Genomic DNA, 21,881 nt, shown 5'->3' on the forward strand with positions numbered 1-21,881 from the left:
CGAGAGATGCTGGACATCGCCGAGGAGCTGAACCGGTGGGTCGAGCAGGGCCGTGACTTCGCCGTCGCCACCGTCGTGGCCGTCGGCGGCAGCGCCCCGCGTCAGCCCGGCGCCGCCCTCGCGGTGGACGCCGACGGCACCGCGATCGGCTCGGTCTCCGGCGGGTGCGTGGAGGGCGCCGTGTACGAGCTGTGCCGGCAGGCGCTTCAGGACGGCGAGACCGTCCTCGAACGCTTCGGCTACAGCGACGAGGACGCCTTCGCCGTCGGCCTGACCTGCGGCGGAATCATCGACATCCTCGTCACACCGGTCCGGGCGGACGGTCCCGCCCGGCCGGTGCTCGCCGCCGCGCTGGCCGCCGCCGCCCGTGGGGAGGCGGCGGCGGTCGCGCGGATCGTGGACGGCCCGGCCGAGCTGTGGGGCCGAGCCCTCCTCGTCCGCCCCGACGGCTCGTACGACGGCGGTTACGGCGCCCACCCCGAACTGGACCGCACCGTCGCCGCCGAGGCCGGTGCCTTCCTGGACGCGGGCCGCACCGGCACCCTGGAGATCGGCGAACAGGGCTCGCGCTGCGGCGCCCCGCTCACGGTCCTGGTGGAGTCGTCCGTCCCCGCCCCCCGCATGATCGTCTTCGGTGCCATCGACTTCGCCTCCGCGCTGGTGCGCGTCGGCAAGTTCCTCGGCTACCACGTCACCGTGTGCGACGCCCGCCCGGTGTTCGCGACCCGCGCCCGCTTCCCGGACGCCGACGAGATCGTCGTCGAGTGGCCGCACCGCTACCTGGAGGGCACCGACACCGACGCCCGCACGGTGCTGTGCGTGCTCACCCACGACGCCAAGTTCGACGTGCCGCTGCTGCGGCTCGCCCTGCGGCTCCCGGTCGCCTACGTCGGCGCGATGGGCTCGCGCCGCACCCACCTCGACCGCAACCAGCGGCTGCGCGACGTCGGCGTCACCGAACTCGAACTGGCCCGCCTGCGCTCGCCCATCGGCCTCGACCTCGGCGCCCGTACGCCCGAGGAGACGGCCCTGTCCATCGGCGCGGAGATCGTCGCAGCCCGGCGCGGCGGCAGCGGGGTCGCGCTGACCGGCGCACACACCCCGATCCACCACGACCCGGCGTCCCGGCCGGCGGTGCGAATCGGGTCGGTGGCCTGAGCGGCCCGGAATAAAAGGGTTTGCGGGCAGACGCCGGGCCCGGCTTGCATGGAGGGCATGGTGTCCACCGACCGGCTGGCCGCCTTCGCGGCGCTGTCCCTCCTGCTCATCGCGGTGCCCGGCCCCAGCGTGCTGTTCGTGGTCGGCCGCGCCCTCGCGCACGGCCGCCGGGCCGCGCTGACCACCGTCGCCGGCAACACCCTCGGCGCATACGTACTCGTCGTGGCCGTCGCGCTCGGCATCGGCTCGGTCGTGGAGCGCTCGGTGCTCGTCTTCACCGCCCTGAAGCTCGCGGGCGCCGCGTATCTCGTGTACCTCGGCGTCAGGGCCTGGCGCGGTCGCGGCTCGCTGCGGGCCGCGTTCGCGCAGCCGGGCGGCGGTCCCGGGCACGGGTCCCTGCGGACCCTGGGGGAGGGCTTCGCGGTCGGCGTGGCCAACCCCAAGACGATGGTGTTCTTCGCCGCGGTGCTGCCGCAGTTCGTGGATCCCGGGCAGGGGCACGTCACCGGGCAGATGCTGCTGCTCGGGCTGGTCTTCAACGCCATCGCGCTCGCCTCGGACAGCGTGTGGGGGCTGGTCGCCTCCGGTGCGCGGCAGTGGTTCGCGCGCTCGCCCCGGCGGCTGTCCGCCGTCGGCGGCATCGGCGGGCTGACCATGATCGGGCTCGGTGTGACGGTGGCGGTGACGGGACGCAAGGACTGAGTGTCCCGGACTCCCGACCGCACACCGCGCGCCGCTCACGCCCGTCGGAGCAACCGGTTGACGGCTCGTCCGAACACCACGGTCGCCGTACGTTCCAGTACGCCGTCGAGGAGCCGGGGAGCGAACCGCACCCGCAGCTCCTCCCGCCACACCACCCTGCTACGGCCCCCCGGCCCCGGCGCGACCTCGATCTCCGCCCAGCCCAGCACCACCCGCCCCCGCTTCTCCAGGCGGCACAGGCCGGGGCGGTCGTCGGCGGGCGGGCGCCAGACAGTGACCGCCATGACGTCGTCGAAGGCCAGCGGGCCGACGCCGGAGCGGGCGACGAAGCGCGTGCCCACCCCGGTCGGCGGCGGTGTGAGCACGCTGATCCGGGTCAGCGGGACCGCGTCGGCGTGGCGGGGCCAGTCGGTGAGCCGGCGCCACGCCTCGTCGAGAGGGAGCGGGACCGTGCGGGTGAAGGAGAAGGTCGGCACGGCAAGATCGTAGAGGTCCCGTGACGGGCGTCAGGGCCGGTACACCCTGCCCGGCTCCGCCTTGCCGGGCGCCAGCAGCTGAGGCACCGTCACGAAGACGTAGCCGCGCTCCTTCAGGGCGTCGATGACGCCGGGCACGGCGGGCACGGTGCCGGGGTAGATGTCGTGCAGCAGGATGATCCCGTCCCGCGACGACTGCTCGAGGACGCGCTTCGTGATGAGCGCCGAGTCGTTGGTCATGTAGTCCTTGGCGGTCACGCTCCACAGCACCTCCGCCATCCCCATCTCCTTCGTGATCCTGTGCACGTCGGAGTCGGTGCGGCCCTGCGGCGGGCGCATCAGCGTGGGCCGGTGCCCGGTGAGCCGCTCGATCGCGTCGTTCGGGCGCTTCAGTTCGTCGCGTATCTGCGCGTCCGATATCCGGGTGAGGATCTTGTGGTCCCAGGTGTGGCTCGCCACCTCGTGACCCTCGGCCGCCATCCGCTCGACCAGCTGCGGGTACTTCTCGATGTGGTTCCGGCCGAGCAGGAAGAAGGTGGCCGGGACCTTCTTCTCCCTGAGGATGTCGAGCAGCCGCGCCGAGTTCTCGCTGGGGCCCGCGTCGAAGGTGAGCGCGATGCACTTGGCCTCACGGCAGTCGACGGTCCCGAGCTTCGCCGGTGCCCCCTTCGCCGCGGCGGCCCGCGCGGTGCTCGGCGAGGTCGCGTCGACATCGGCGCAGCCGGACAGCGTGAGGGTCAGGGCGGCGGCCGCCGAGGCGAGCGCGACGGGCCGCAACCTTCGGGCGGTCTCGCGCATCTTCCTGAGGGCGCGCTTCGTCGTCGGGGTCTTGTCGGTCCACAGAGACATACCAGGACTATATACACAGTGCATAACCAAACCTTTACCGAGGCGCCCCGGCCCGCCCTTCCGTAGCACCATGGAGACAGGGGCTGCGCGGAGGAGGACCACCATGCGCTTCAGGGACCGTGCCGAGGCCGGACGGGAACTGGCCGGACTGCTGGTGGACCTGTGCGAGCGGGAAGCCCTCGCCGACCCCCTCGTGCTCGCGCTGCCCCGGGGCGGCATCGCCGTCGCCGAGCCGGTCGCCCGCGCCCTCGGCGCCCCGCTCGACGTGCTCGTCGTCCGCAAGATCGGCGCTCCGCACCACCAGGAGTTCGCCGTCGGCGCGCTCGCCGCGGACGACCCGCCGCTCTTCGACGCCGGCACCCTCGACATGCTCGGCCTGACCGAGGAGTACATGGCCCCGGCGGTCGAACGCGAACGGCAGGAGCTGCGCCGCCGCGAGGAGCGCTACCGGGCGGGCCGCCCGCCCCCCGACCCGGCCGGGCGCACGGTGATCGTGGTCGACGACGGGCTGGCCACCGGCGCCACCGCCCGCGCGGCCCTGCGCCACGTCCGCCGCCGCGGGCCCGCCCACCTCGTCCTCGCCGTACCGGTCGGCGCCCCCGACTCGGTCGAGTCGCTCACCGGCGAGGCCGACACGGTCGTCTGCCCGCACCGGCCGGCCGGCTTCGCCGCGGTGGGGCAGTGGTACGAGGACTTCGAGCAGCTCACCGACGCGCAGGTGCTGGCCGCGCTGCACGCGCACTGAACAGCCCCTCCCTCGCCCCGGCCCCCGCCTCTCGGCAACGTCCCCGTGCACACCAGTAGGAGCGGAGCGGTACGCGGAGTAACTTGGAGGCCATGACGCGCACGGGGGAGCGAGCCGTCACGACGCGGTTACGGATGCCGTCCTGGATCGCCCGGATCGAGGCGCCGGACGGGCAGGTGCTCGGTGCGGGGGTGCTGCTCGCCCCGGACCGCGTGCTCACCGCCGCGCACGTCGTCGTGCCCGGCCGGCGCTACGCCGTCCGCCTGGTCGCCGTGCCCGGCCTGGACGCCGTACCCGCCACCGTCCGCGAGGACGAACACGTGCCGCAGCGCGAGGACGGCCTCGGCGATCGCAGCGGCGACCTCGCCCTGTTGCGCCTGGACCGGCGCGTGCCCGACGGCCACGCCACCCGGCTCCACCGGCTCGCCGTGCCGTACGGGGCGGTCAGCATGTACGGCTTCCCGGACGGCGACGACGGCGGCCGCTGGCACGGCGCCACGCTGGAAGCCGCCCGGGGCCGCGACAGCCAGGTGCAGCTGCGCCCGCGGACCCCCGGCGAGCTGGCCGCGCCCGGCTTCAGCGGCGGCCCGGTGGTCGACCACGCGACCGACCGGGTCATCGGCATCGTCCTCAGCGTGGACGAGGGAACCCCCTCCGCCTTCAGCTACATGAGCCCCACCGAGACCATCCTCAGCCATCTGCCGCAGGTCGCCGCCTGGGCCGACGGCGCCGAGGCCGTCGACCCCCGGCTGCGCACCGGCGCCCAGGACACGTCCGGTGCGCTCGACGTGCCGTTCGCCACCGAACTCGCCTGCTGGTTCCGGGGTGAGGGCTGGCCGGTGCGCGTCACCGTCGTCCCCGAGCGCGGCGACCGCGACTGGACGCTCAACCGGGCCGTCACGCTCGCCGACCGGGAGCTGCGCACCGACCGGAACACCAGCGTCTTCAGCCACGACCCGCCCGAGACGGTGCCCCCGGCCGGCGCCCACGATCTCGCCCTGGACGCGGGCGGGCTCACGGCCGCCGAGGTCATGGACCGTGTCGCCGCCCGGCTCGGCATCCGGGACGACCCCCGGCCCGAACGGCTCGGCGGACTGCACGTCCCGCTCGCCGCGGTCCTGGTCGGTGTCGACCAGGCCGCCGAACCCGCCGCCCTGCTCGGCCTGCTGGACCGGCTCGCCCGCCAGGGGGCCCGGCTGCTGCTGGTCTTCCGTCGTGAGGGGGAGCGCGCCGAACACGCCACCGAGCTGCTCGTGAACCGCCCGCTGCGCGAACGCTGGGTCCGGCTGCACGGCGAACTCGACCGGATCGTGGAGGAGTTGGGCCCGGCCCTCGACCGGCTCCGCGACCGGGTGCTGCCCGGCCCCGGCGCCCGGCGACTCGTCGAGCAGGCCGAGGGCGGCCTGCGGCGCACCCGGATGCTGCGCGCGTGGGTCGCCCACACCCCCGAACGCGAGCGCGAACCCGCCGGCGCCGGGCTGCTGTTCGCGTTCGAGGACGCCGCCGAGCGCCGCCGCCGACGTCTGGAACAGGCCATCGGCCACCTCGACAGCCGCCTGCACCGCCGCGAGGAACTCCTCGGCCGGGTCAGCGCCGAGTGGCCCCTGTGCCGCCGCCGCGCCGCGGCGGCGGCCGAGAGGGTCCGGTTGCCTTCGGCGGCGGGAACGGCAGGGCCGGCGGGTACGGCGGCGGAACCCGAGGGGCGGACCGGGACCGCTGCGACACCGGGTGCGTCCGGTGGGCCGGGCGGAGGTGGTGGGCGGGGTGCGTCCGGTGGGTCGGGGAGCGTCGGTGAGCAGGCCGGGCCCGGTGGGGCGGGTGCGTCGGGAGCGCTTGGCGGTCCGGCGGCGTCCGACGATCCCGTCATGGAGGCGTACCTGCTCTACGAGCACGCGCTCTCCGTCCTGCGGCACACGCCGTGCGACGTCGAGCGCGCCGAGGCGGCCGTCGAACGCTTCGTCACCTTCTGCTCGTCGCCCGCGTCCGGGAGCCCGGCGAGGGCAGGGGACACTCCGCCCCCGCCGCCGGACGGCTCACGCTCCGCGGGCCCGGTCCCCGGAGCCCGCCCGGACAGGACGGCGGGCCGTTCGCCCTCCGGGGGGCCGGGCAGCGCGCGGGGACGCTCCGACCCTGGGGGCCGGGGCACGGCACCCGGCCGCCCGGGACCGGACAACCATGATGCCGGGCAGGGCAGTTCGGGCGGTGCCGGCGCCGGTGCCGGAGTCATGGGGACGGCATACGGGAACCCGGCCGGCACACCCGGAGCCCCGGGTCCGGTGCCCGGCCACCCGACCACCGACGCCCCGTCCCCCGCCCGCGGCGGCCACCCCGCTCCCGGGAGCCCGGTGCCGCCGCCGGGCCGGTCGCTTCCGGCGGCCCCGGTGAGGACGAGCGCCGGTCCCGCGCCCGGGCACCGGGCGGTGACAGAGGGCCCCTCGGCGCCCGTGGATCCGGCGCGGGCGTGCGGCGATTCCGTTCCGGGGAAGCCGGCGCCGGCACGGGTCGACCCGGTCACCGTGCGGGGCGATTGCGTTCCCCCGATTCCGGTGCGGGTGTCCGGCGGTCCTTCTGTCGGGAAGTCGGCGGTGGCAGAGACGGACTCGGTCACCGTGCAGGGCGATGCCGTCGGCGGGAAGCCGGCGCCGGCACGGGTCGACCCGGTCACCGTGCCGGGCGATTGCGTTCCCCCGATTCCGGTGCGGGTGTCCGGCGGTCCTTCTGTCGGGAAGTCGGCGGTGGCACAGACGGACTCGGTCACCGTGCAGGGCGATGCCGTCGGCGGGAAGCCGGCGCCGGCACGGGTCGACCCGGTCACCGTGCCGGGCGATTGCGTTCCCCCGATTCCGGTGCGGGTGTCCGGCGGTCCTTCTGTCGGGAAGTCGGCGGTGGCAGAGACGGACTCGGTCACCGTGCAGGGCGATGCCGTCGGCGGGAAGCCGGCGGTGGTTCGGCCCGACTCGGCTGCCGTGCCGGGCGATTGCGTTCCCCCGATTCCGGTGCGGGTGTCCGGCGGTCCTTCTGTCGGGAAGTCGGCGGTGGCACAGACGGACTCGGCCACCGCGCAGGGCGATGCCGTCGGCGGGAAGTCAGGGGCGGCACAGGCTGACCCGGCCACCCCGCTCGGCGATCCCGCTCCCGGGAAGTCGGCGGTGGCACAGACCGACTCGGCCACCGCGCAGCGCGTTTCCCGCTCCGGAGAGGGGAGACCGTCGTGATCTCGTGCGTCCGGCCCGGCTGTGCGGGGCACATCATGGGGACCGGTTACTGCGACACCTGCGGGCACCGGCACATCGAGGCGCACAGCGAGCCGCCCGACCGGGCCGCGCGACCGGTCCCGTCCGCCGCCACCGAGGAGAGCGCCGGGCCGCCTGTCGTGCACGCGGTCGCCGGGGTCGGGGAACTCGACCCGCACGGCCTGGTCGTCCTGCCGGAGGTCCCCGTACCGGACGACGTCCTCGTGGCCGACCCCCGCCCGCCCACCGGCGGCCGCCGCTGCGGAGCGAACGGCTGCACCATGACCGTCGGCCTCGGCTACGGCGGCCAGCCCGCCCGCGCCACCGGCCGCTGCCCCCGCTGCGGCACGCCGTACTCCTTCCTGCCCCAGCTGGACAAGGGCGACGTGGTGGCCGGCCACTACCGGGTCCTCGGCTGTCTCGCCCGCGGCGGCCTCGGCTGGATCCATCTCGCCGAGGACACCCGCGCCGACGGCCACCGGGTCGTCCTCAAGGGCCGGATCGACGTCCACGACACCCGCGCCCGCCTCGGCGCCGTCGAGGAGCGCCGCTCCCTCACCGCCCTGCACCACCCCGACATCGTCCGCATCATCACCTACGCCGACCACCGCGCCCCCGGCCGCCCGCCCACCGGCTACCTGGTCATGGACTACATCGGCGGCCGCTCCCTGCAGCAGCTCTTCGACGCCGACGACGTCGATCGGATCTTCCACGGCCGGCCCCGCCTCGACCACGTCCTCACCTACGGCTGCAAGATCCTCGGCGCTCTGCGGTACATGCACGAACGCGGGCTGCTGTACTGCGACATGAAGCCCGCCAACGTCATCCACTTCGGCCGGGCGGTCAAGGTCATCGACCTCGGTGCGGTCCGCGCGATCGGCGACCGCGCCTCCGCCTACGTCTACACGGCCGGCTTCGCCCCGCCCAAGGAGGAGATCGACCGGCGCGGCTGGCACGTCGACAGCGACCTCTACACCGTCGGCATGACCCTCCAGGCCCTGTACCGCGCCGCCGAACCGGCCCGCGGGCTCGCCCCCGCCTCCTTCCGCCGGATCGTCGACCGCGCCACCCACGCCGAACCCGCCGCCCGGTTCCGCTCGGCCGCCGAGATGTCCCGCCAACTCTGGGAAGTGCTACGGGAGTTCCGCTCACTCCAGTTCGGCGAGCAGCTGCCGGAGAGCTCCACCCGGTTCCGCGCCGCCGGCGCCGGTCTCGACGCCGGGCTCGGCGCGATCCCGGCCCTGGACCACTGGACCGCACGCCCCGGCGCACGGCCCGCACCGCTGGACGTCGCCCCGCCCGCCGCCGCCGAGGTCGCGGCCGCCCTCCCGGAGCCGGTGCCCGACCCCGACGACGGCGCCGCCCTGCTGCTGGACACGTTCTCGCCCGACGCCGCCGACGAGGTCGCCCTGGACTGGTCCCGCGAAGCCCGGCTCGGCACCCCCGAGACCGCGCTGTGGCTGTGCCGCGCCTACCTCAGACGCGGTGAGCGGCGCCAGGCCGAGAGCTGGCTCGCCGAGGCCGAGACCCAGCTCGGCGAGCGCGCCGCCGCCCACGACTGGCGCATCGCCTGGCACCGCGGAGTCCTGTGCCTCGGCCGGGGCGAGGTCGCCGAGGCCGGGGACCACTTCGGCGCCGTGTACGGCGCGCTGCCCGGCGAGTACGTCCCCAAACTGGCCCTCGGCTACTGCGCGGAGCACACGGCGGGGCAGGCCGAGGCCGAGGCGAGAGCACACGGAGAAGGGGAGCCCGGGGCCGAGCCCGAGGCGGTGCGGGTCCGCCGGCAGTGCATCGCCCGCGCCATGCTGTTCTACGAGGCCGTGTGGAAACGGGACTTCGCGCACACCGCCGCCGCGTTCGGGCTGGCCCGCTGCCATCTGGCCGACGGCGGCCGGGACGCGGCCGTCCATGTCCTCGACGACGTCCCGGCCACCTCCCGCCACCACGACGCCGCCCGGATCGCGGCGGTACGCGTCCGCGCCGGTCTCCTGCGCACCGTCCCGCCCTCGCCGGCCGATCTGGCCGACGCCGCCCGGCGGCTGCCCGAGCTGCGCCTGGACGGCGGCGCCGCCGACGGCGAGTCCCGGGCCCGGCTGGCCGCCGAGGTCCGCGAGCACGCCCTGTACGGCCGGCCGGCGCCGGGCTGGGGCGAGACGTGCGCCGGGGACCTCCTCGGGCCCGGCGACGAGGACGGCCTGCGCATCCTGCTGGAGCACTCCTTCCGGCAGCTGGCCGCGCAGGCCCGCACCGCCGCGGAACACGGCCGGCTCCTCGACCTGGCCCACGCGGTCCGCCCGACGACCACCTTCTGACCACCACGTGGGGGACGACGATGACCGTGCCCGGACCGATCGAGGTGACGCTCGCGGTCGGCCAGCAGAAGGAGCTGCCCGCCGCCCCGCCCGCGACCGGGGGCTCCGCCGGCCGGGAGATGCACGCCATCCTGGAGATCGGCGTCAGCAGCCACGGCGGAGCGGGGCTCGCCGCCGGCCCCGGGGCGGGGCCCGCGCTCGCCGAGGTGCTGATCGTCGACACCTCCCGCTCCATGCTCCACCCGGCCGCCAAGCTGCACGCCGCGAAGGACGCCACCGTCGCCGCGGTCCGGCTGCTGCCCGACGGCACGCCCTTCGCCGTGCTCTCCGGGCGGTTCCGGGCCGGCGTGGTCCACCCCGGCCCCGGCGGCCCGCCGATGGCGGTCGCCGGGCCCGCCGAACGCGACGCCGCCGAGCGGGCCGTACGGATCCTGGACGCGGACGGCGGCACCGCCATCGGCACCTGGCTCGACCTGGCCCGCCGGCTGCTGACGCGGCAGAGCGCCCCGGTCAAGCACGTCCTGCTGCTGACCGACGGGCGCAACGAGCACGACCACCGGGCCCCCATGACCCTTCAGACCGCGCTGGACGCGTGCGAGGGGCGGTTCGTCTGCGACGCCTGGGGCATCGGCGACGACTGGGACGCCGAACTGCTGCTGCGCATCACCCGGCGGCTGCACGGCCGGGCCGGAGCGGTCCGCGACGAGTCCGAACTGACCTCGGCCTACGAGGAGTTGATGCGGGACCTGCTCGGTACGGCGGTGCCCGAGCTGCGCATCAGACTGACCCCCACCCCCGGCACGGTGATCCGCCGGGTCACCCAGGTGGTGCCGAACGAGCAGGAGCTGACCGCCGTCCCGGCCGCCGGTTCCGGCGGCCGCGCCATCGAGTACGTCACCCGGGCCTGGGGCGACGAAGTACGGCACTTCCAGGCCGTCCTGAGCGCCGACCCGACCGGCCGCGAGACCGGCGAGGACCTCCAGCTCGCCGCCGTGGAGGTGGTCGTGGCCGAGGCCGGGCGCCCGGTGCGGCTGCCCCCGCCGAGACCCGTCCTGGTGCGCTGGACCGACAACCCCCTCGACGCCTCCCGGCAGCATCCCGGGGTGCGCCGGCGCGAGCTGTACCGGCAGGTGGAGGGCGCCGTGGCCGAGGCCTACCGGGCGTGGCTGCGCGGCAGCGAGGGCCGGGCGGCGGCGGACCGCGCGCTGGCGCGGGTGCTGGCCGTGGCCGGTGAGCTGGACGACGCCCAGCTCGTGGGCGCGCTGCGGCGCATCGAGGAGAAGGGGGAGGACGGGACCGGGCCGGGCACGGGCCGGGTCCGCAGCGGCCTGAAGGACGTCGACTGGCAGCACCTGATCCTCTCCAGCGCGCTGACGACCCCACCCGAGCCCGGTGCCCCCGGCCCGCCACCCGGCGCCGGCCCCGCGCCGGAGGGCGGCGCCGGCCCCGGGGACCTGATCGAGTGCCCGGAGTGCAAGTGGCTCGGCCCGGCCGACTCCGCCTACTGCGGCGGCGACTGCGGCCGCCCCCTGAGGGGATCCCCCGCATGACCCCGGCGTCCGTGCCCGTCACGTCCCGGCACGACACCGGCCGCCCCGGCGTGCGCGTCAGCGGTACGGCGCACGATCTCGCCGTACGCCACCGTCTGCTCCTGGTCCTGTCGGGGCTGCTGACACTCTGCCTGTTCCTGTCGTACGAGGGGGTGCACGGGGACGCCGATCCGCTGCGCACCGCCAGTGCCCCGGCCGTGCTGTCCCTCGACACCGCCCTGTACGCGCTCGACGAGGCCCAGCGGGACGCCGGTGCGGCGGCGCCGACCAGCGACTTCCAGAAGCAGATCTCGGTCGCCGCGCAGAGCCTCGCGGCCGCCGCCGGGGACGACGTCGGCGGGCCGGCGGGCCGACAGGCCCTCCAGACGGTCGCCGGCCTGATCACCGTGTACGCCGTCAAGGTCCAACAGGCCCAACTCCAGCCCGCCGGCAGCGTGTTGCGCGAGGCCTACCTGAGCTACGCCACCAGCGTCCTGACGGACGACGGCTCCGGCATCCGGGCCCGGCTGACGGCGCTGCGCAGCCAGCTGCGTGCCACCGTGCGCCGCCAGAGCGCCTTCGGGCCGCTGCTGTGGTGCGGCTGGACCCTCACCCTGCTGCTGGCCCTCGTCCTCGCCGCCGCCCTGCTGGAGACCCAGCTGTTCCTGCGCCGCCGCTTCCGCCGCCGGTTCAACCGCGGGCTCCTCGCGGCGGGCGGCCTGCTTGTGGCCTGGGTGGCCACCGCGCTGCTGTTCACCGCCTGGACGCACCGGGGCATGGCGCACACCCGCGCCCTGCTCGATCGGCCGCTGTCCGGACCGCTCATCACCGACGCGGGGCGGCACACCGCCTCGTACCTCGCCCACACCGGCTTCCGCGCGTCGGCGGCGGTGTGGATCCTGATCGGAGGCGTCCTGCTCATGGCCCTCGCCGAGACGGGACTGCGGCGGCACATCGACGACTACCGGTTCAGGCCCCGGTGAGCGCCCCGTACACCGGCCCCGCGCCGGCCTCCGCCCCCACGCCCGCAGGCACACCCGGCGCCGCCCCGCGCCGCCCCCGCGCCCGCACCCTCACCGTGCTGGCGGGCTGCCTCGTCCTGCTGGCGGCGGGACTCGTCGCCGGGGTGCGCGCCCTCGGGCAGGAGCCGACCGTCACCCTGCTGGCGAACTGGACCGGCACGGACGAGCGCAACCTCCGCGCGACGGTCCTCGACCCGTTCGCGCGCACGCACCACGTCCACGTCGACTACCAGGGCAGCTCCGCCGAGAGCCAGGTGCTCGGCGCCGACGTCGAGGCCGGCACCCCGCCCGACGTGGTGGTGCTGACCGGGCCCGGCGAACTGGCCGACTACGCCCGGCAGGGACAGCTGAAGCCGCTCGACGGCCTGCTGCCCCAGGCCGGCTTCGGCGCGTCCTGGACCACGCCGCTGGACGGGCACGTGTACTGGTTCCCGCTCAAGGCCGACCTGAAGAGCATCGTCTGGTACCCGGGCGGCACGAGCGCCCGGCAGCGCGCCGCGGCCGCGCGGCAGCCCGGGCAGTGGTGCCTCGGCATGGGCTCCGGGGCGACCAGCGGCTGGCCCGGCACCGACTGGATCGAGGACATCCTGCTCCAGCGGTACGGCCCGGACACCTACCAGCGCTGGGCCCGCGGTGAACTGCCCTGGCGGTCCGCGGAGGTGAAGGGGGCCTGGACGGCCTGGGGCCGCCTCGTCGGCGCGGGCGGGGACCCGGCGCTGGTGCGCCGGGCGCTGAAGACGCCGTACCAGGACGCGGCCGAGCCGGTCACCCGCACCCCGCGCGGCTGCACACTGGAGCACCAGGCGTCCTTCATCCGCAACCAGGACTCCTGGAAACGGGCCGACGGGCGCTACGAGCCCTCCGCCCGGCTGATCCCCGGGGCGAAGGCCGACGACGCCTGGGAGGTCTCCGGCGACCTGGTCGCCCTGCTGCACGACACCTCACCGGCCCGCGCCCTGATCCGCTACCTCGCCTCGGCCGCCGCCCAACGCGCCTGGAGCGCACGGGAGTCGGGCTTCTCGGTCAGCCCCGACGCCCAGCCCGCCCCCGCTGCCCGGGGCGCCGACTGGCACCGGTCCCTCGCCGCGACCCTCCTCGACGACCGCGCGGTGCACTGCTTCGACGCCTCCGACGCGATGCCGCCCTCGGTGCGCGACGCCTTCGCCGAGGCGACGATCGAGTACCTCGCCCACCCCGACCACCTCGACACGCTGCTGACGAACCTGGACTCCCTGCGCTTGGCCCACGGTCTGACCTGGCTCCAGTCGGTGTGCGACCACGCCGACGCACCGGGAGGCCGGGAGACGCCCTGACGACACGGCGGGATCACCCGATCGAAGGATGTGCGCGAGATCCGGTGTGCGGCCGTCGTACGGCGCTGAGCGGCCCCCCGACGGCTCAACGCCGTACAGCAATGGAGAGGGGGACGTTGCGGGCCGCTCGTGGTGGCTCGCAACGTCCCCCTGGTATCGACCTGAGGGATGCTCAGGTGTGCTGTTTCCCGGTCACCCGCGCACCTGCGCGGTCACGAGGTCCGAGAAGGTGGCCAGCCGGGTGTAGACACCCGGGTAGCCGGCCTCCGCGCACCCCTCTCCCCAGGAAGTGATCCCTGCCAGGACGCCCCCGATGAGCAGGGGACCGCCGCTGTCGCCCTGGCAGGTGTCTGTGCCGCCGGACGCGTATCCGGCGCAAACCATGTCGGACTGGACGAAGTCCGAACCGTAGGATGTCTTGCAGCCGGAGTCGGCCACGAGCGGGACGGTCGCGGTCCGCAGCTGGTTGGAGGAGCTGCCGTTCTCCGAGGTGGTGCCCCAGCCGAGGATGCGGGCCGTGGCGCCGGCCGCGTACACCCCGGTGTCCGAGGCGGACACGTACTTCGCCGCGGTGTACGGCATCGACGTCGACAGGGTCAGCACGGACACGTCGTTGCCCTGCGTGGCGTCCGTGTAGTTCGGGTTGATCCAGATCTTGCCGACCTTGCTGACCGTGCCGTCGGTGCCGTTCAGGAACGTCCGGCCGCCGACCACCCGGACGCTGCTCGTCGACTCGCCGACCATGCAGTGCGCGGCCGTGACGACCTTGTCGGCGGCCACCAGGGTGCCGCCGCAGAACTGGTTGCCGGAGGCGTCCGTGATCTGCATGACGAACGGGTACGCCGCCGTCGTGGTGGCCGTACCGCCGACGATGGGCTGCGGGGCCGCGCTCGCCGTGGGGGAGGCGAGCAGCGTGGTCGCCGCGGCGGCGGCACAGGCCACCGTGATCGCGGCGGTCTTTCTGGCACGTCTGAGCCCGAACATGAGTCTCCTCAGTGGGGGTTGCACCGGTGGGGGGTCGCACGGGCGGGGTGTTACGGGGTTCGCGGGACCGGACCCCGTGTGCCCGGGCGAGCGGCACGCCCTTTACGCTAGGACCCGGAACCGTCGGCTCCCAATGAGGGAACCCCCTAGCGGGTGGGGTGAGGGAAAACCCTCGGTCGGCATCAGTTAACCGGCCACGCCGTCACTTCGCGCGGTGAGCCGCCGCCAATCGGACGATGTCGACCCGCGATCGGATCCCCAGCTTGCGGTAGACCCGGGTCAGGGTCGCCTCCACCGTCTTGACGCTGATGAACAGCCGGGCGGCGATCTCCCGGTTGGTGGCGCCCTCCATGACCAGCGCGGCGACCTGACGCTCCATCGCGGCCAGCACGCCGAGCGCGTCCAGGGCGTCCGCCGCGGCCGGCACCGGGTCCGGCTCGGGGGTGGTCTGGGCCTCGTCCACCTGGCGCAGCCAGGGCAGCGCCCGGCAGCGCCGGAACATCCGGGTGGCCTCGTCGAAGCCCGCCGTCGGGCGTCGCGCCCCGGCCCCCTCCGCGCCGCCGGTGCCCCCGGGGCCGCCCGTGCTCCTCGTCCCCGCCGAGCCGTCCGCGCCCGCCGCGCCGGCCCCCCGTGCCGTGCCTGCGGTGCCGCCCGCGGGACGCCGTGGCCGCAGCCGGGCCAGCGCGAACGCGGCCCGCGCCTCCTCCAGCCCGTAGCCGAGCTTGCCGAGCCGGTCCTGAGCGGACGTCAGCTGGGCCGTCGCCGCCTCCAGGTCGCCCCGGGCGGCCCGCACCAGCGCCTCGGAGCGGTCCAGGACGGCGAGGACGCTCTCCCGGCCGAGCCTGAGGGCGTGCTCGCGGCTCGCGTCGATGACGTCCTGCGCCTCCGCCGGTTCACCGGTTCGGACCAGTGCCTCGGCGAGGTCGCCCTGCCAGCGGCCGCGCGCCGGGTCGGTGATGCCGAGCCCCAGTTCCAGCCGGCGCACCCGGCGCAGCGAGCGCACCGTGCCCGCCGGGTCCCCGGCCACCAGCTGGGCGTACCCGAGCGCGCCCAGCGCCCGGGAGAGATACATCTGGTCGCCGTCCTCCTCCGCGTGCTGCACCGCCTCCCGGGCGAGCGCGAGCGCCCGGTCCACGTCGCCGCCGGAGGCCTCCGCGAGCGAGGTCAGCATCGCCGAGGCGGTCTCGCCGATCCCGGAGTCCCGGGCCAGGCGCAGGCTGTCGCGGGCTAGCTCCAGGGCGCGCCCGCAGTGCCCGGCGCGCAGCTCGGTCTCGGCCAGGCCGCGCAGGAAGTGCACCTCGCTCTCCACCGAGCCGCGCCGGCGCACCTCGCGCAGCAGCGCGGTGACCGTCGCTCGCGCCTCCACCAGCTGGTCGCCCATGACCAGCCAGCGGAACCGGGCGCTGAGCGCCCCGTTGTGGTGCCAGGTCACCCGGGGGTCCTGCGGCTCCTTCAGGGCCCGCTGGATGGTGCGGGGCGCCTCCGGATGGCCCATCAGGGTCTCGGTCTGCGCCTGGAAGGCGAGCGAGAGCAGTTCGGTGCGCCGCTCGCCGCCGCGCGCGGCCAGTTCGGCTGCGTGCGCGGCGGCCTCGCGGGCCTCGGTGAAGTCGCCCGCCACGATCAGCGCCCGCCAGGCCAGCTGGTAGTGGACCAGGGCCAGCAGCCGGGGGTCGTCGCCGGCGTCGGCGAGGGCCTGCGGGAAGACGGCGTCCACCTCGGCCATGGTGTGCCCGGCGCTGTCGATGACGATCATCCAGGCCCGCACCCGGTCGGCGGGCACGGCCGCCCGGGCGAGCACCTCGCGGGCGATGTCCCGGGCCAGGTCGATCTCGCCCGCGGTGATGGCGTCCTCGGCGGCCTGGAGCCGGCGCTCCTCCTGGCGCGGTGCGCCGTCCGCCGGGGTGTGCCGGGCGGCGAGCAGGCCCAGCTGGGCCGCGACCGAGGGGGCACCCCGGTCCCGGGCTAGGGCGGCGGCCTCGGCGAGCCGGGCGGCCACCTCCGGGTCGGCGCCCACGGTGGCCAGCGCCAGGTGCCGGGCCCGCTCGATCGGGTCGGAGGCGGCCGTGGACAGCGCCGCGTGCGCCGCCCGCCGCTCCGGCGCGGGCGCCTCGGCGTACAGTGCGGCGGAGATCAGCGGGTGGGCGAACCGTACGGCGGGGGCGTCGGGCTCGGTGGCCAGCAGCCCGAGTTCGGCGGCCTGGGCGCACTCGGCCTCGGCGTGCGGCCGGCCCGCCGCGTGCAGCAGGGCCGGGGTGGGTCTCGCGCCGGCGCTGGCCACCAGCAGGGTGCGCCGGGCCTCGACGGACAGCATGTCCAGGCGGCTGAGCACCAGGGCGCGCAGGCTCGTCGGCACCGGCAGCGGCTCGCCCGGCCGGGGCGGGGCGGGTCTCTCGGCGAGGGCGCGGCCGAGCTCCAGGGCGAACAGCGGGTTGCCGCCGGAGGTGCGGTGGATCTCGCGGACCGTGGAGCGGGGCAGCCCGCCGTGGCCCCGGTGGTCGAGCAGCTGGGCGACCTGGGTACGGGTCAGCGCGCCCAGCCGGACCGCGAGGGTGTCCGGCGGGCAGGCCCGCAGATGCCGGTCGTACTCCTGGCTCTCGGTGCCCTCCGTGCGCACCGCGCACAGGAGTTGGACCGGGGTGCCCTCCAGGCGCCGGGCGGCGAAGCCGAGCAGTTCGGCGCTGGCCGGATCCAGCCACTGCAGGTCGTCGGCGACCACGAGGACCCCGCCGCGCGCGGCCAGGGCGCGCAGCGCGGAGAGCACGGCGAGGCGCAGGGCGAGGCCGTCGCGCTGGAGGCTGGACTCGCCGCGGCCGGTGAGGGCCGACTCCAGGGCGGTGCGCTGGGCGGCGGGCAGCCGCGGCGAGACGTCGTCGAGGACCAGTCCGAGGAGGTCGGCCAGGGCCAGGAACGGAAGGTGGGATTCGGACTCGGTGGCCGAGCAGCGCAGGACCGTGCGCGCGGTGGCGCCGTATTCCTCGACCAATGCCCGCAGGACGGTCGATTTCCCAATTCCGGCGGGACCGTGGAGCAGCACGCTGCCGCCCGAGGCGAGCTGCTCCCGGGCGCCGGTGAACAGCTCCTCGCGGCCGATGACCAGGTCGGGACGGCACTTGGCAGGCTCCTGAAAGTCCCGTCGCACGGTCACCGCTCCCCTCGTGTGGCGTGTCCGGGCCAAATTCTAGGCAACGATCGCTGAAATTCGGCCGGAAGCGGTCGTGAGGGAAATAACAGAAGGGCAAGCTGGGGGAAAATCAAGGCCGTTCCCATTGAATAGGAAGGTTTGTTTACTGCTGTCGCGGCCGTCCGTGCCGGGCTACGGCAGCAGCCCCGCCCTGCGGGCCGCGGTCACCGCCTCCCCTCGTGTGTGGGCGCCGAGCCTCCGCATCGCCGAACGCAGATAGCCCTTCACCGTCTCCGGGCGCAACCCCAGCCGTTCGGCCACGGCCGCGTTGGTGGCCCCCGCCGCCACCCAGGACAGCACGTCGAGTTCGCGCGGCGCCAGAGCCGCGCCGCCGGCCGGGCACGATGCGGTCAACAGCCCGCAGGCGGCCAGCAGTTCGGCCCGCAGCCCGGGGTCCGGGATCCGGGGCGCGAGCGCGCGCAGCGCCGCGTGCGCCTCGCGCACCTGCTCCCAGGCCGCGCCCCTGTCGGCGACGGCCGGCTCCGCCCGGGCCGCCGCCAGCAGCTCCCGCGCCTCGTCCTGCACCACCAGCGCCTGCTCCACGTCCCGGGCGGCGGCCACGGCCGCGCCCAGCGTGCGGTCACCGAGCGGCTGGACCGAGCGCAGCGCGCCGTACAGCACCCCGCGCACCCGGCGCCGCACCACCACCGGCACGGCGACGACCGAGTGGATGCCCTCGGTGGCCACCTGGGCGTCGTACTCGTGGCTGATCTGCCGGGAGCTGGAGTAGTCCGTCACCGCGCACGGCCGGGCCAGCGCCACCGCCTTGCCCCCGAGCCCGTTGCCGGACGTCACCGCGAGCGCGCGCAGCGCCGCCGTGTGCGTACCGCTCAGTTCACTGATCCGGATCTGCGGCCGCCCCGACTCCAGCAGCCCGCCGAAGGCCACCGGGAGCCCCGTCGCCCGCCGCAGCCGGGCCAGCGCACCACCGATCTCCACTGCCCCCGCCGCGTCCGCTGTCACCTGGTCCGTCCTTCCGGTCGTCCACACCCCCGTTCGGGGGTAGTGAGACCCGCATCACGGATTAGACGATGCCAGAGAGCCGCCCGGCAATGGTCCGGAACAGCAAGGAGTTATGTGATGAGCACGGTGACTGAGGTGTTCCGCGACGCCCGGGACTTCCTTCTGGCGCACCGCGAGGACTATGCCACCGCCTACGAGGGCTTCGCCTGGCCGCGGCCCGCGCACTTCAACTGGGCGCTGGACTGGTTCGACGTGATCGCCGCCGGCAACCACCGGACCGCGCTGCACATCGTCGAGGAGGACGGCGGCGAGACGAGACTGTCCTTCGCCGAGATGGCCGAGCGCTCGAACCGGGTCGCGAACCACCTGCGCGCACGGGGCGTCGCCGCCGAGGACCGCATCCTGGTCATGCTCGGCAACCAGGCCGAACTGTGGGAGACGGCGCTGGCCGCGATGAAGCTGCGCGCGGTCGTCATCCCGGCCACCCCGCTGCTCGGCCCGGCCGACCTGCGTGACCGCGTGGACCGGGGCCGGGTCAGACACGTGATCGCACGCGCCGAGGACGCTGCCAAGTTCGCCGAGGTGCCCGGCGGTTACACGCGGATCGCGGTAGGCGGAGCCGTCGGGGAAGCGGCCGGGGCGGACTGGGCGGCGTACGAGGACGCGTACGACGCGCCCGCCGCGTTCGTGCCCGACGGCCCGACCCTGGCCGACGACCCGCTGATGCTGTACTTCACCTCCGGTACGACCGCCCGCCCCAAGCTGGTCGAGCACACCCACACCTCGTACCCGGTCGGGCATCTGGCGACCATGTACTGGATCGGCCTGAAACCCGGCGACGTGCATCTGAACATCTCCTCGCCCGGCTGGGCCAAGCACGCCTGGTCGAACCTGTTCGCGCCGTGGAACGCCGAGGCGACCGTCTTCATCCACAACTACACGCGCTTCGACGCGGCCCGGCTGATGGCCGAGATGGACCGGCACGGGGTGACCTCCTTCTGCGCCCCGCCCACGGTGTGGCGGATGCTGATCCAGGCCGACCTCGGCCAGCTGCGCACCCCGCCCCGCGAGGTGGTCGCCGCCGGCGAGCCGCTGAATCCCGAGGTGATCGAGCAGGTCCGGCGGGCCTGGGGCGTCACCATCCGGGACGGCTTCGGGCAGACCGAGACCGCCGTGCAGGTCTCCAACAGCCCCGGACAGATCCTCAAGACCGGCTCCATGGGCCGCCCGAGCCCCGGGTACCGCGTCGAACTCCTCGACCCGGTCTCGGGCGCCCCCGGCGCCGCCGAGGGCGAGATCGCCCTCGACCTCGCCGAGCGCCCGGTCGGCCTGATGACCGGCTACCACGGCGACCCGGACCGCACGGCCGAGGCGATGGCGGGCGGCTACTACCGCACCGGCGACATCGCCGCCCGCGACGCGGACGGCTACCTCACCTACGTCGGCCGCGCGGACGACGTCTTCAAGGCCTCCGACTACAAGATCAGCCCGTTCGAGCTGGAGAGCGCGCTGCTGGAGCACGAGGCGGTGGCCGAGGCGGCCGTCGTGCCCGCCCCGGACGAGCTGCGGCTCGCGGTGCCGAAGGCGTACGTCGTCCTCGCCGAGGGCTACGAGCCGGGCCCGGACACCGCGAAGGTCGTCTTCGATCACTCCCGTCAGGTGCTCGCCCCCTACAAGCGCATCCGCAGACTGGAGTTCGGCGCCCTGCCCAAGACCGTCTCCGGCAAGATCCGCCGCATCGAGCTGCGCGAGGCCACGGCCGAGGGGTCCGCGAACGAGTACCGCGAGGAGGACTTCCGGTGACCGGTCGGCCGTCTTCGCCGTCTGCGCAGTCGTACACGCACGGCACGGGCACCACCGCCCTGCTCGGCGACACCATCGGCGCCAACCTCGACCGGGCCGTGGCCGCCTGGCCGGACCGCGAGGCGCTCGTCGACGTGCCCTCGGGGCGGCGCTGGACGTACGCCCGATTCGGCGCGGCCGTGGAGGAGTTGGCGCAGGGCCTGGTGGCGGCCGGGGTCGTCAAGGGCGACCGGGTGGGCATCTGGGCGGTCAACTGCCCGGAGTGGGTCCTGGTGCAGTACGCCACCGCCCGCATCGGCGCGATCATGGTGAACATCAACCCGGCCTACCGCACCCACGAGGTCGAGTACGTCCTGCGCCAGGCCGGGATCTCCCTGCTCTTCGCCTCCCTCGGCCACAAGACCAGCGACTACCGGGCGATGGTGCAGGAGGTCCGGGGCCGGTGCCCGGAGCTGCGCGAGACCGTCTACATCGGCGACCCGAGCTGGGAGGCGCTGCTCGCACGGGGCACCGGCGACGCCCCGTACGCGGAGCTGTCCTGCGACGACCCCGTCAACATCCAGTACACCTCGGGCACGACCGGCTTCCCGAAGGGCGCCACCCTCTCCCACCACAACATCCTCAACAACGGCTATTTCGTGGGGGAGTCGGTCTCCTACACCGAGCAGGACCGGATCTGCATCCCGGTGCCCTTCTACCACTGCTTCGGCATGGTGATGGGCAACCTCGCGGCCACCTCGCACGGCGCCTGCGTGGTCATCCCGGCGCCGTCCTTCGAACCGGGGGCCACGCTGGAGGCGGTGCAGCGGGAGCGCTGTACGTCCCTGTACGGCGTGCCCACTATGTTCATCGCGGAACTGAACCTCCCCGACTTCGCGTCGTACGACCTCTCCACGCTCCGCACCGGCATCATGGCGGGCTCGCCGTGCCCGGTGGAGGTGATGAGGCGGGTCGTCGCCGAGATGCACATGGCCGAGGTCTCCATCTGCTACGGCATGACCGAGACCTCTCCCGTCTCGCTCCAGACCCGCGTCGAGGACGACCTCGAACACCGCACCGCCACCGTCGGACGCGTCCTGCCCCACCTGGAGGTGAAGATCGTCGACCCGGCCACGGGTATGACCCAACCCCGTGGCAGCGCAGGGGAGTTGTGTACCCGCGGCTACAGCGTGATGCTCGGCTACTGGAACGAGGCCGAGAAGACCGCCGAGGCCGTCGACGCGGGCCGCTGGATGCACACCGGGGACCTGGCGACGATGCGGGACGACGGCTACGTCGAGATCGTCGGCCGCATCAAGGACATGATCATCCGGGGCGGCGAGAACATCTACCCGCGCGAGATCGAGGAGTTCCTCCACGCCCATCCGCGGATCAAGGACGTCCAGGTCGTCGGGGTGCCGCACGAGAAGTACGGCGAGGAGGTGCTCGCCTGCGTCATCCCGCAGGACCCCGCCGACCCGCTCACCCTGGAGGACCTGCGCGCCTTCTGCGCGGGCAGGCTCGCCCACTACAAGGTCCCGAGCCGGCTCCGGCTCCTCGACGCCTTCCCGATGACGGTGTCCGGGAAGGTCCGCAAGATCGAACTGCGGGAGGCCTACGGCGGCTGAGCCG

The 21,881-nt window shown here is 74.8% G+C and carries 15 protein-coding genes; 10 read left to right on the forward strand and 5 right to left on the reverse strand.

Going from position 1 to position 21,881, the window contains the following annotated elements:
• Positions 1-6 precede the first annotated feature (6 nt).
• Together BIV23_RS35765 and BIV23_RS35770 are read left to right on the forward strand one after the other, a co-directional pair.
• Positions 7-1,158 (forward strand): XdhC family protein, encoded by a 1,152-nt coding sequence (locus BIV23_RS35765; protein WP_071385128.1) that lies wholly within the window; start codon positions 7-9, stop codon positions 1,156-1,158.
• A gap of 57 nt (positions 1,159-1,215) precedes the next feature.
• Positions 1,216-1,860, forward strand: a complete 645-nt coding sequence (locus tag BIV23_RS35770; RefSeq protein ID WP_071385129.1) for a LysE family translocator — start codon at positions 1,216-1,218, stop codon at positions 1,858-1,860.
• A gap of 35 nt (positions 1,861-1,895) precedes the next feature.
• On the opposite strand, the gene BIV23_RS35775 is transcribed toward BIV23_RS35770, so the two are convergent.
• On the reverse strand, positions 1,896-2,336 hold the full coding sequence (locus BIV23_RS35775; protein WP_071385130.1) for an SRPBCC family protein: 441 nt from the start codon (positions 2,334-2,336) through the stop codon (positions 1,896-1,898).
• A gap of 30 nt (positions 2,337-2,366) precedes the next feature.
• A complete protein-coding gene (locus BIV23_RS35780; RefSeq protein ID WP_079173620.1) occupies positions 2,367-3,185 on the reverse strand; it encodes a polysaccharide deacetylase family protein in 819 nt (272 codons plus the stop codon).
• Positions 3,186-3,288: 103 nt separating this feature from the next.
• Here BIV23_RS35780 and BIV23_RS35785 point away from each other — a divergent pair, with 103 nt between their 5' ends.
• From BIV23_RS35785 to BIV23_RS35810, 6 genes are all read left to right on the forward strand, one after another.
• Positions 3,289-3,930, forward strand: coding sequence for a phosphoribosyltransferase (locus tag BIV23_RS35785; protein WP_071385131.1), 642 nt, complete (start codon positions 3,289-3,291; stop codon positions 3,928-3,930).
• Between the two features lie 92 nt (positions 3,931-4,022).
• A complete protein-coding gene (locus tag BIV23_RS52650; protein ID WP_143079183.1) occupies positions 4,023-7,145 on the forward strand; it encodes a trypsin-like serine peptidase in 3,123 nt (1,040 codons plus the stop codon).
• On the forward strand, positions 7,142-9,475 hold the full coding sequence (locus tag BIV23_RS53395) for a serine/threonine-protein kinase (RefSeq protein WP_071385132.1): 2,334 nt from the start codon (positions 7,142-7,144) through the stop codon (positions 9,473-9,475). The genes BIV23_RS52650 and BIV23_RS53395 overlap by 4 nt, the downstream gene beginning before the upstream one ends.
• A gap of 20 nt (positions 9,476-9,495) precedes the next feature.
• The gene (locus BIV23_RS35800; RefSeq protein ID WP_071385133.1) at positions 9,496-11,025 is read left to right on the forward strand and encodes a VWA domain-containing protein; all 1,530 of its coding nucleotides are present in this window, start codon (positions 9,496-9,498) and stop codon (positions 11,023-11,025) included.
• On the forward strand, positions 11,022-11,987 hold the full coding sequence (locus BIV23_RS35805; protein ID WP_071385134.1) for a hypothetical protein: 966 nt from the start codon (positions 11,022-11,024) through the stop codon (positions 11,985-11,987). Before BIV23_RS35800 ends, BIV23_RS35805 begins: the two co-directional genes overlap by 4 nt.
• Positions 11,984-13,339 carry an extracellular solute-binding protein gene (locus BIV23_RS35810; RefSeq protein WP_107471371.1) on the forward strand — a complete coding sequence of 452 codons (1,356 nt, stop codon included), beginning with the start codon at positions 11,984-11,986 and terminating at the stop codon, positions 13,337-13,339. Before BIV23_RS35805 ends, BIV23_RS35810 begins: the two co-directional genes overlap by 4 nt.
• Positions 13,340-13,531: 192 nt before the next feature.
• Here BIV23_RS35810 and BIV23_RS35815 read toward each other — a convergent pair whose 3' ends face one another.
• The 3 genes from BIV23_RS35815 to BIV23_RS35825 form a co-directional block, all read right to left on the reverse strand.
• Entirely contained in the window at positions 13,532-14,323 is a 792-nt protein-coding gene (locus BIV23_RS35815) for a S1 family peptidase (protein ID WP_071385135.1), read from the reverse strand.
• Positions 14,324-14,525: 202 nt separating this feature from the next.
• Positions 14,526-17,468 (reverse strand): helix-turn-helix transcriptional regulator, encoded by a 2,943-nt coding sequence (locus BIV23_RS35820; RefSeq protein ID WP_177240153.1) that lies wholly within the window; start codon positions 17,466-17,468, stop codon positions 14,526-14,528.
• A gap of 168 nt (positions 17,469-17,636) precedes the next feature.
• Positions 17,637-18,467 carry a helix-turn-helix transcriptional regulator gene (locus BIV23_RS35825; RefSeq protein ID WP_071385136.1) on the reverse strand — a complete coding sequence of 277 codons (831 nt, stop codon included), beginning with the start codon at positions 18,465-18,467 and terminating at the stop codon, positions 17,637-17,639.
• 117 nt (positions 18,468-18,584) lie between these two features.
• On the opposite strand from BIV23_RS35825, the gene BIV23_RS35830 reads away from it, so the two are divergent.
• Both BIV23_RS35830 and BIV23_RS35835 read left to right on the forward strand, forming a co-directional pair.
• Complete coding sequence (locus BIV23_RS35830) at positions 18,585-20,270, forward strand: AMP-binding protein (RefSeq protein WP_071385137.1); 1,686 nt, start codon at positions 18,585-18,587, stop codon at positions 20,268-20,270.
• A complete protein-coding gene (locus BIV23_RS35835; protein WP_071385138.1) occupies positions 20,267-21,877 on the forward strand; it encodes an AMP-binding protein in 1,611 nt (536 codons plus the stop codon). The genes BIV23_RS35830 and BIV23_RS35835 overlap by 4 nt, the downstream gene beginning before the upstream one ends.
• The last annotated feature ends 4 nt before the right edge of the window (positions 21,878-21,881 follow it).

Origin of the sequence: Streptomyces monashensis (assembly GCF_001866665.1) — a bacterium.
Lineage (GTDB): Bacteria > Actinomycetota > Actinomycetes > Streptomycetales > Streptomycetaceae > Streptomyces > Streptomyces monashensis.

Excerpts from the sequence above, each read along its gene's own strand:
- BIV23_RS35765 (WP_071385128.1), top strand. The coding sequence starts at position 7 with ATGCTGGACATCGCCGAGGAGCTGAACCGGTGGGTCGAGCAGGGCCGT.
- BIV23_RS35770 (WP_071385129.1), top strand. The coding sequence starts at position 1,216 with ATGGTGTCCACCGACCGGCTGGCCGCCTTCGCGGCGCTGTCCCTCCTG.
- BIV23_RS35780 (WP_079173620.1), bottom strand. The coding sequence starts at position 3,185 with ATGTCTCTGTGGACCGACAAGACCCCGACGACGAAGCGCGCCCTCAGG.
- BIV23_RS35785 (WP_071385131.1), top strand. The coding sequence starts at position 3,289 with ATGCGCTTCAGGGACCGTGCCGAGGCCGGACGGGAACTGGCCGGACTG.
- BIV23_RS52650 (WP_143079183.1), top strand. The coding sequence starts at position 4,023 with ATGACGCGCACGGGGGAGCGAGCCGTCACGACGCGGTTACGGATGCCG.
- BIV23_RS35800 (WP_071385133.1), top strand. The coding sequence starts at position 9,496 with ATGACCGTGCCCGGACCGATCGAGGTGACGCTCGCGGTCGGCCAGCAG.
- BIV23_RS35805 (WP_071385134.1), top strand. The coding sequence starts at position 11,022 with ATGACCCCGGCGTCCGTGCCCGTCACGTCCCGGCACGACACCGGCCGC.
- BIV23_RS35815 (WP_071385135.1), bottom strand. The coding sequence starts at position 14,323 with ATGTTCGGGCTCAGACGTGCCAGAAAGACCGCCGCGATCACGGTGGCC.
- BIV23_RS35830 (WP_071385137.1), top strand. The coding sequence starts at position 18,585 with ATGAGCACGGTGACTGAGGTGTTCCGCGACGCCCGGGACTTCCTTCTG.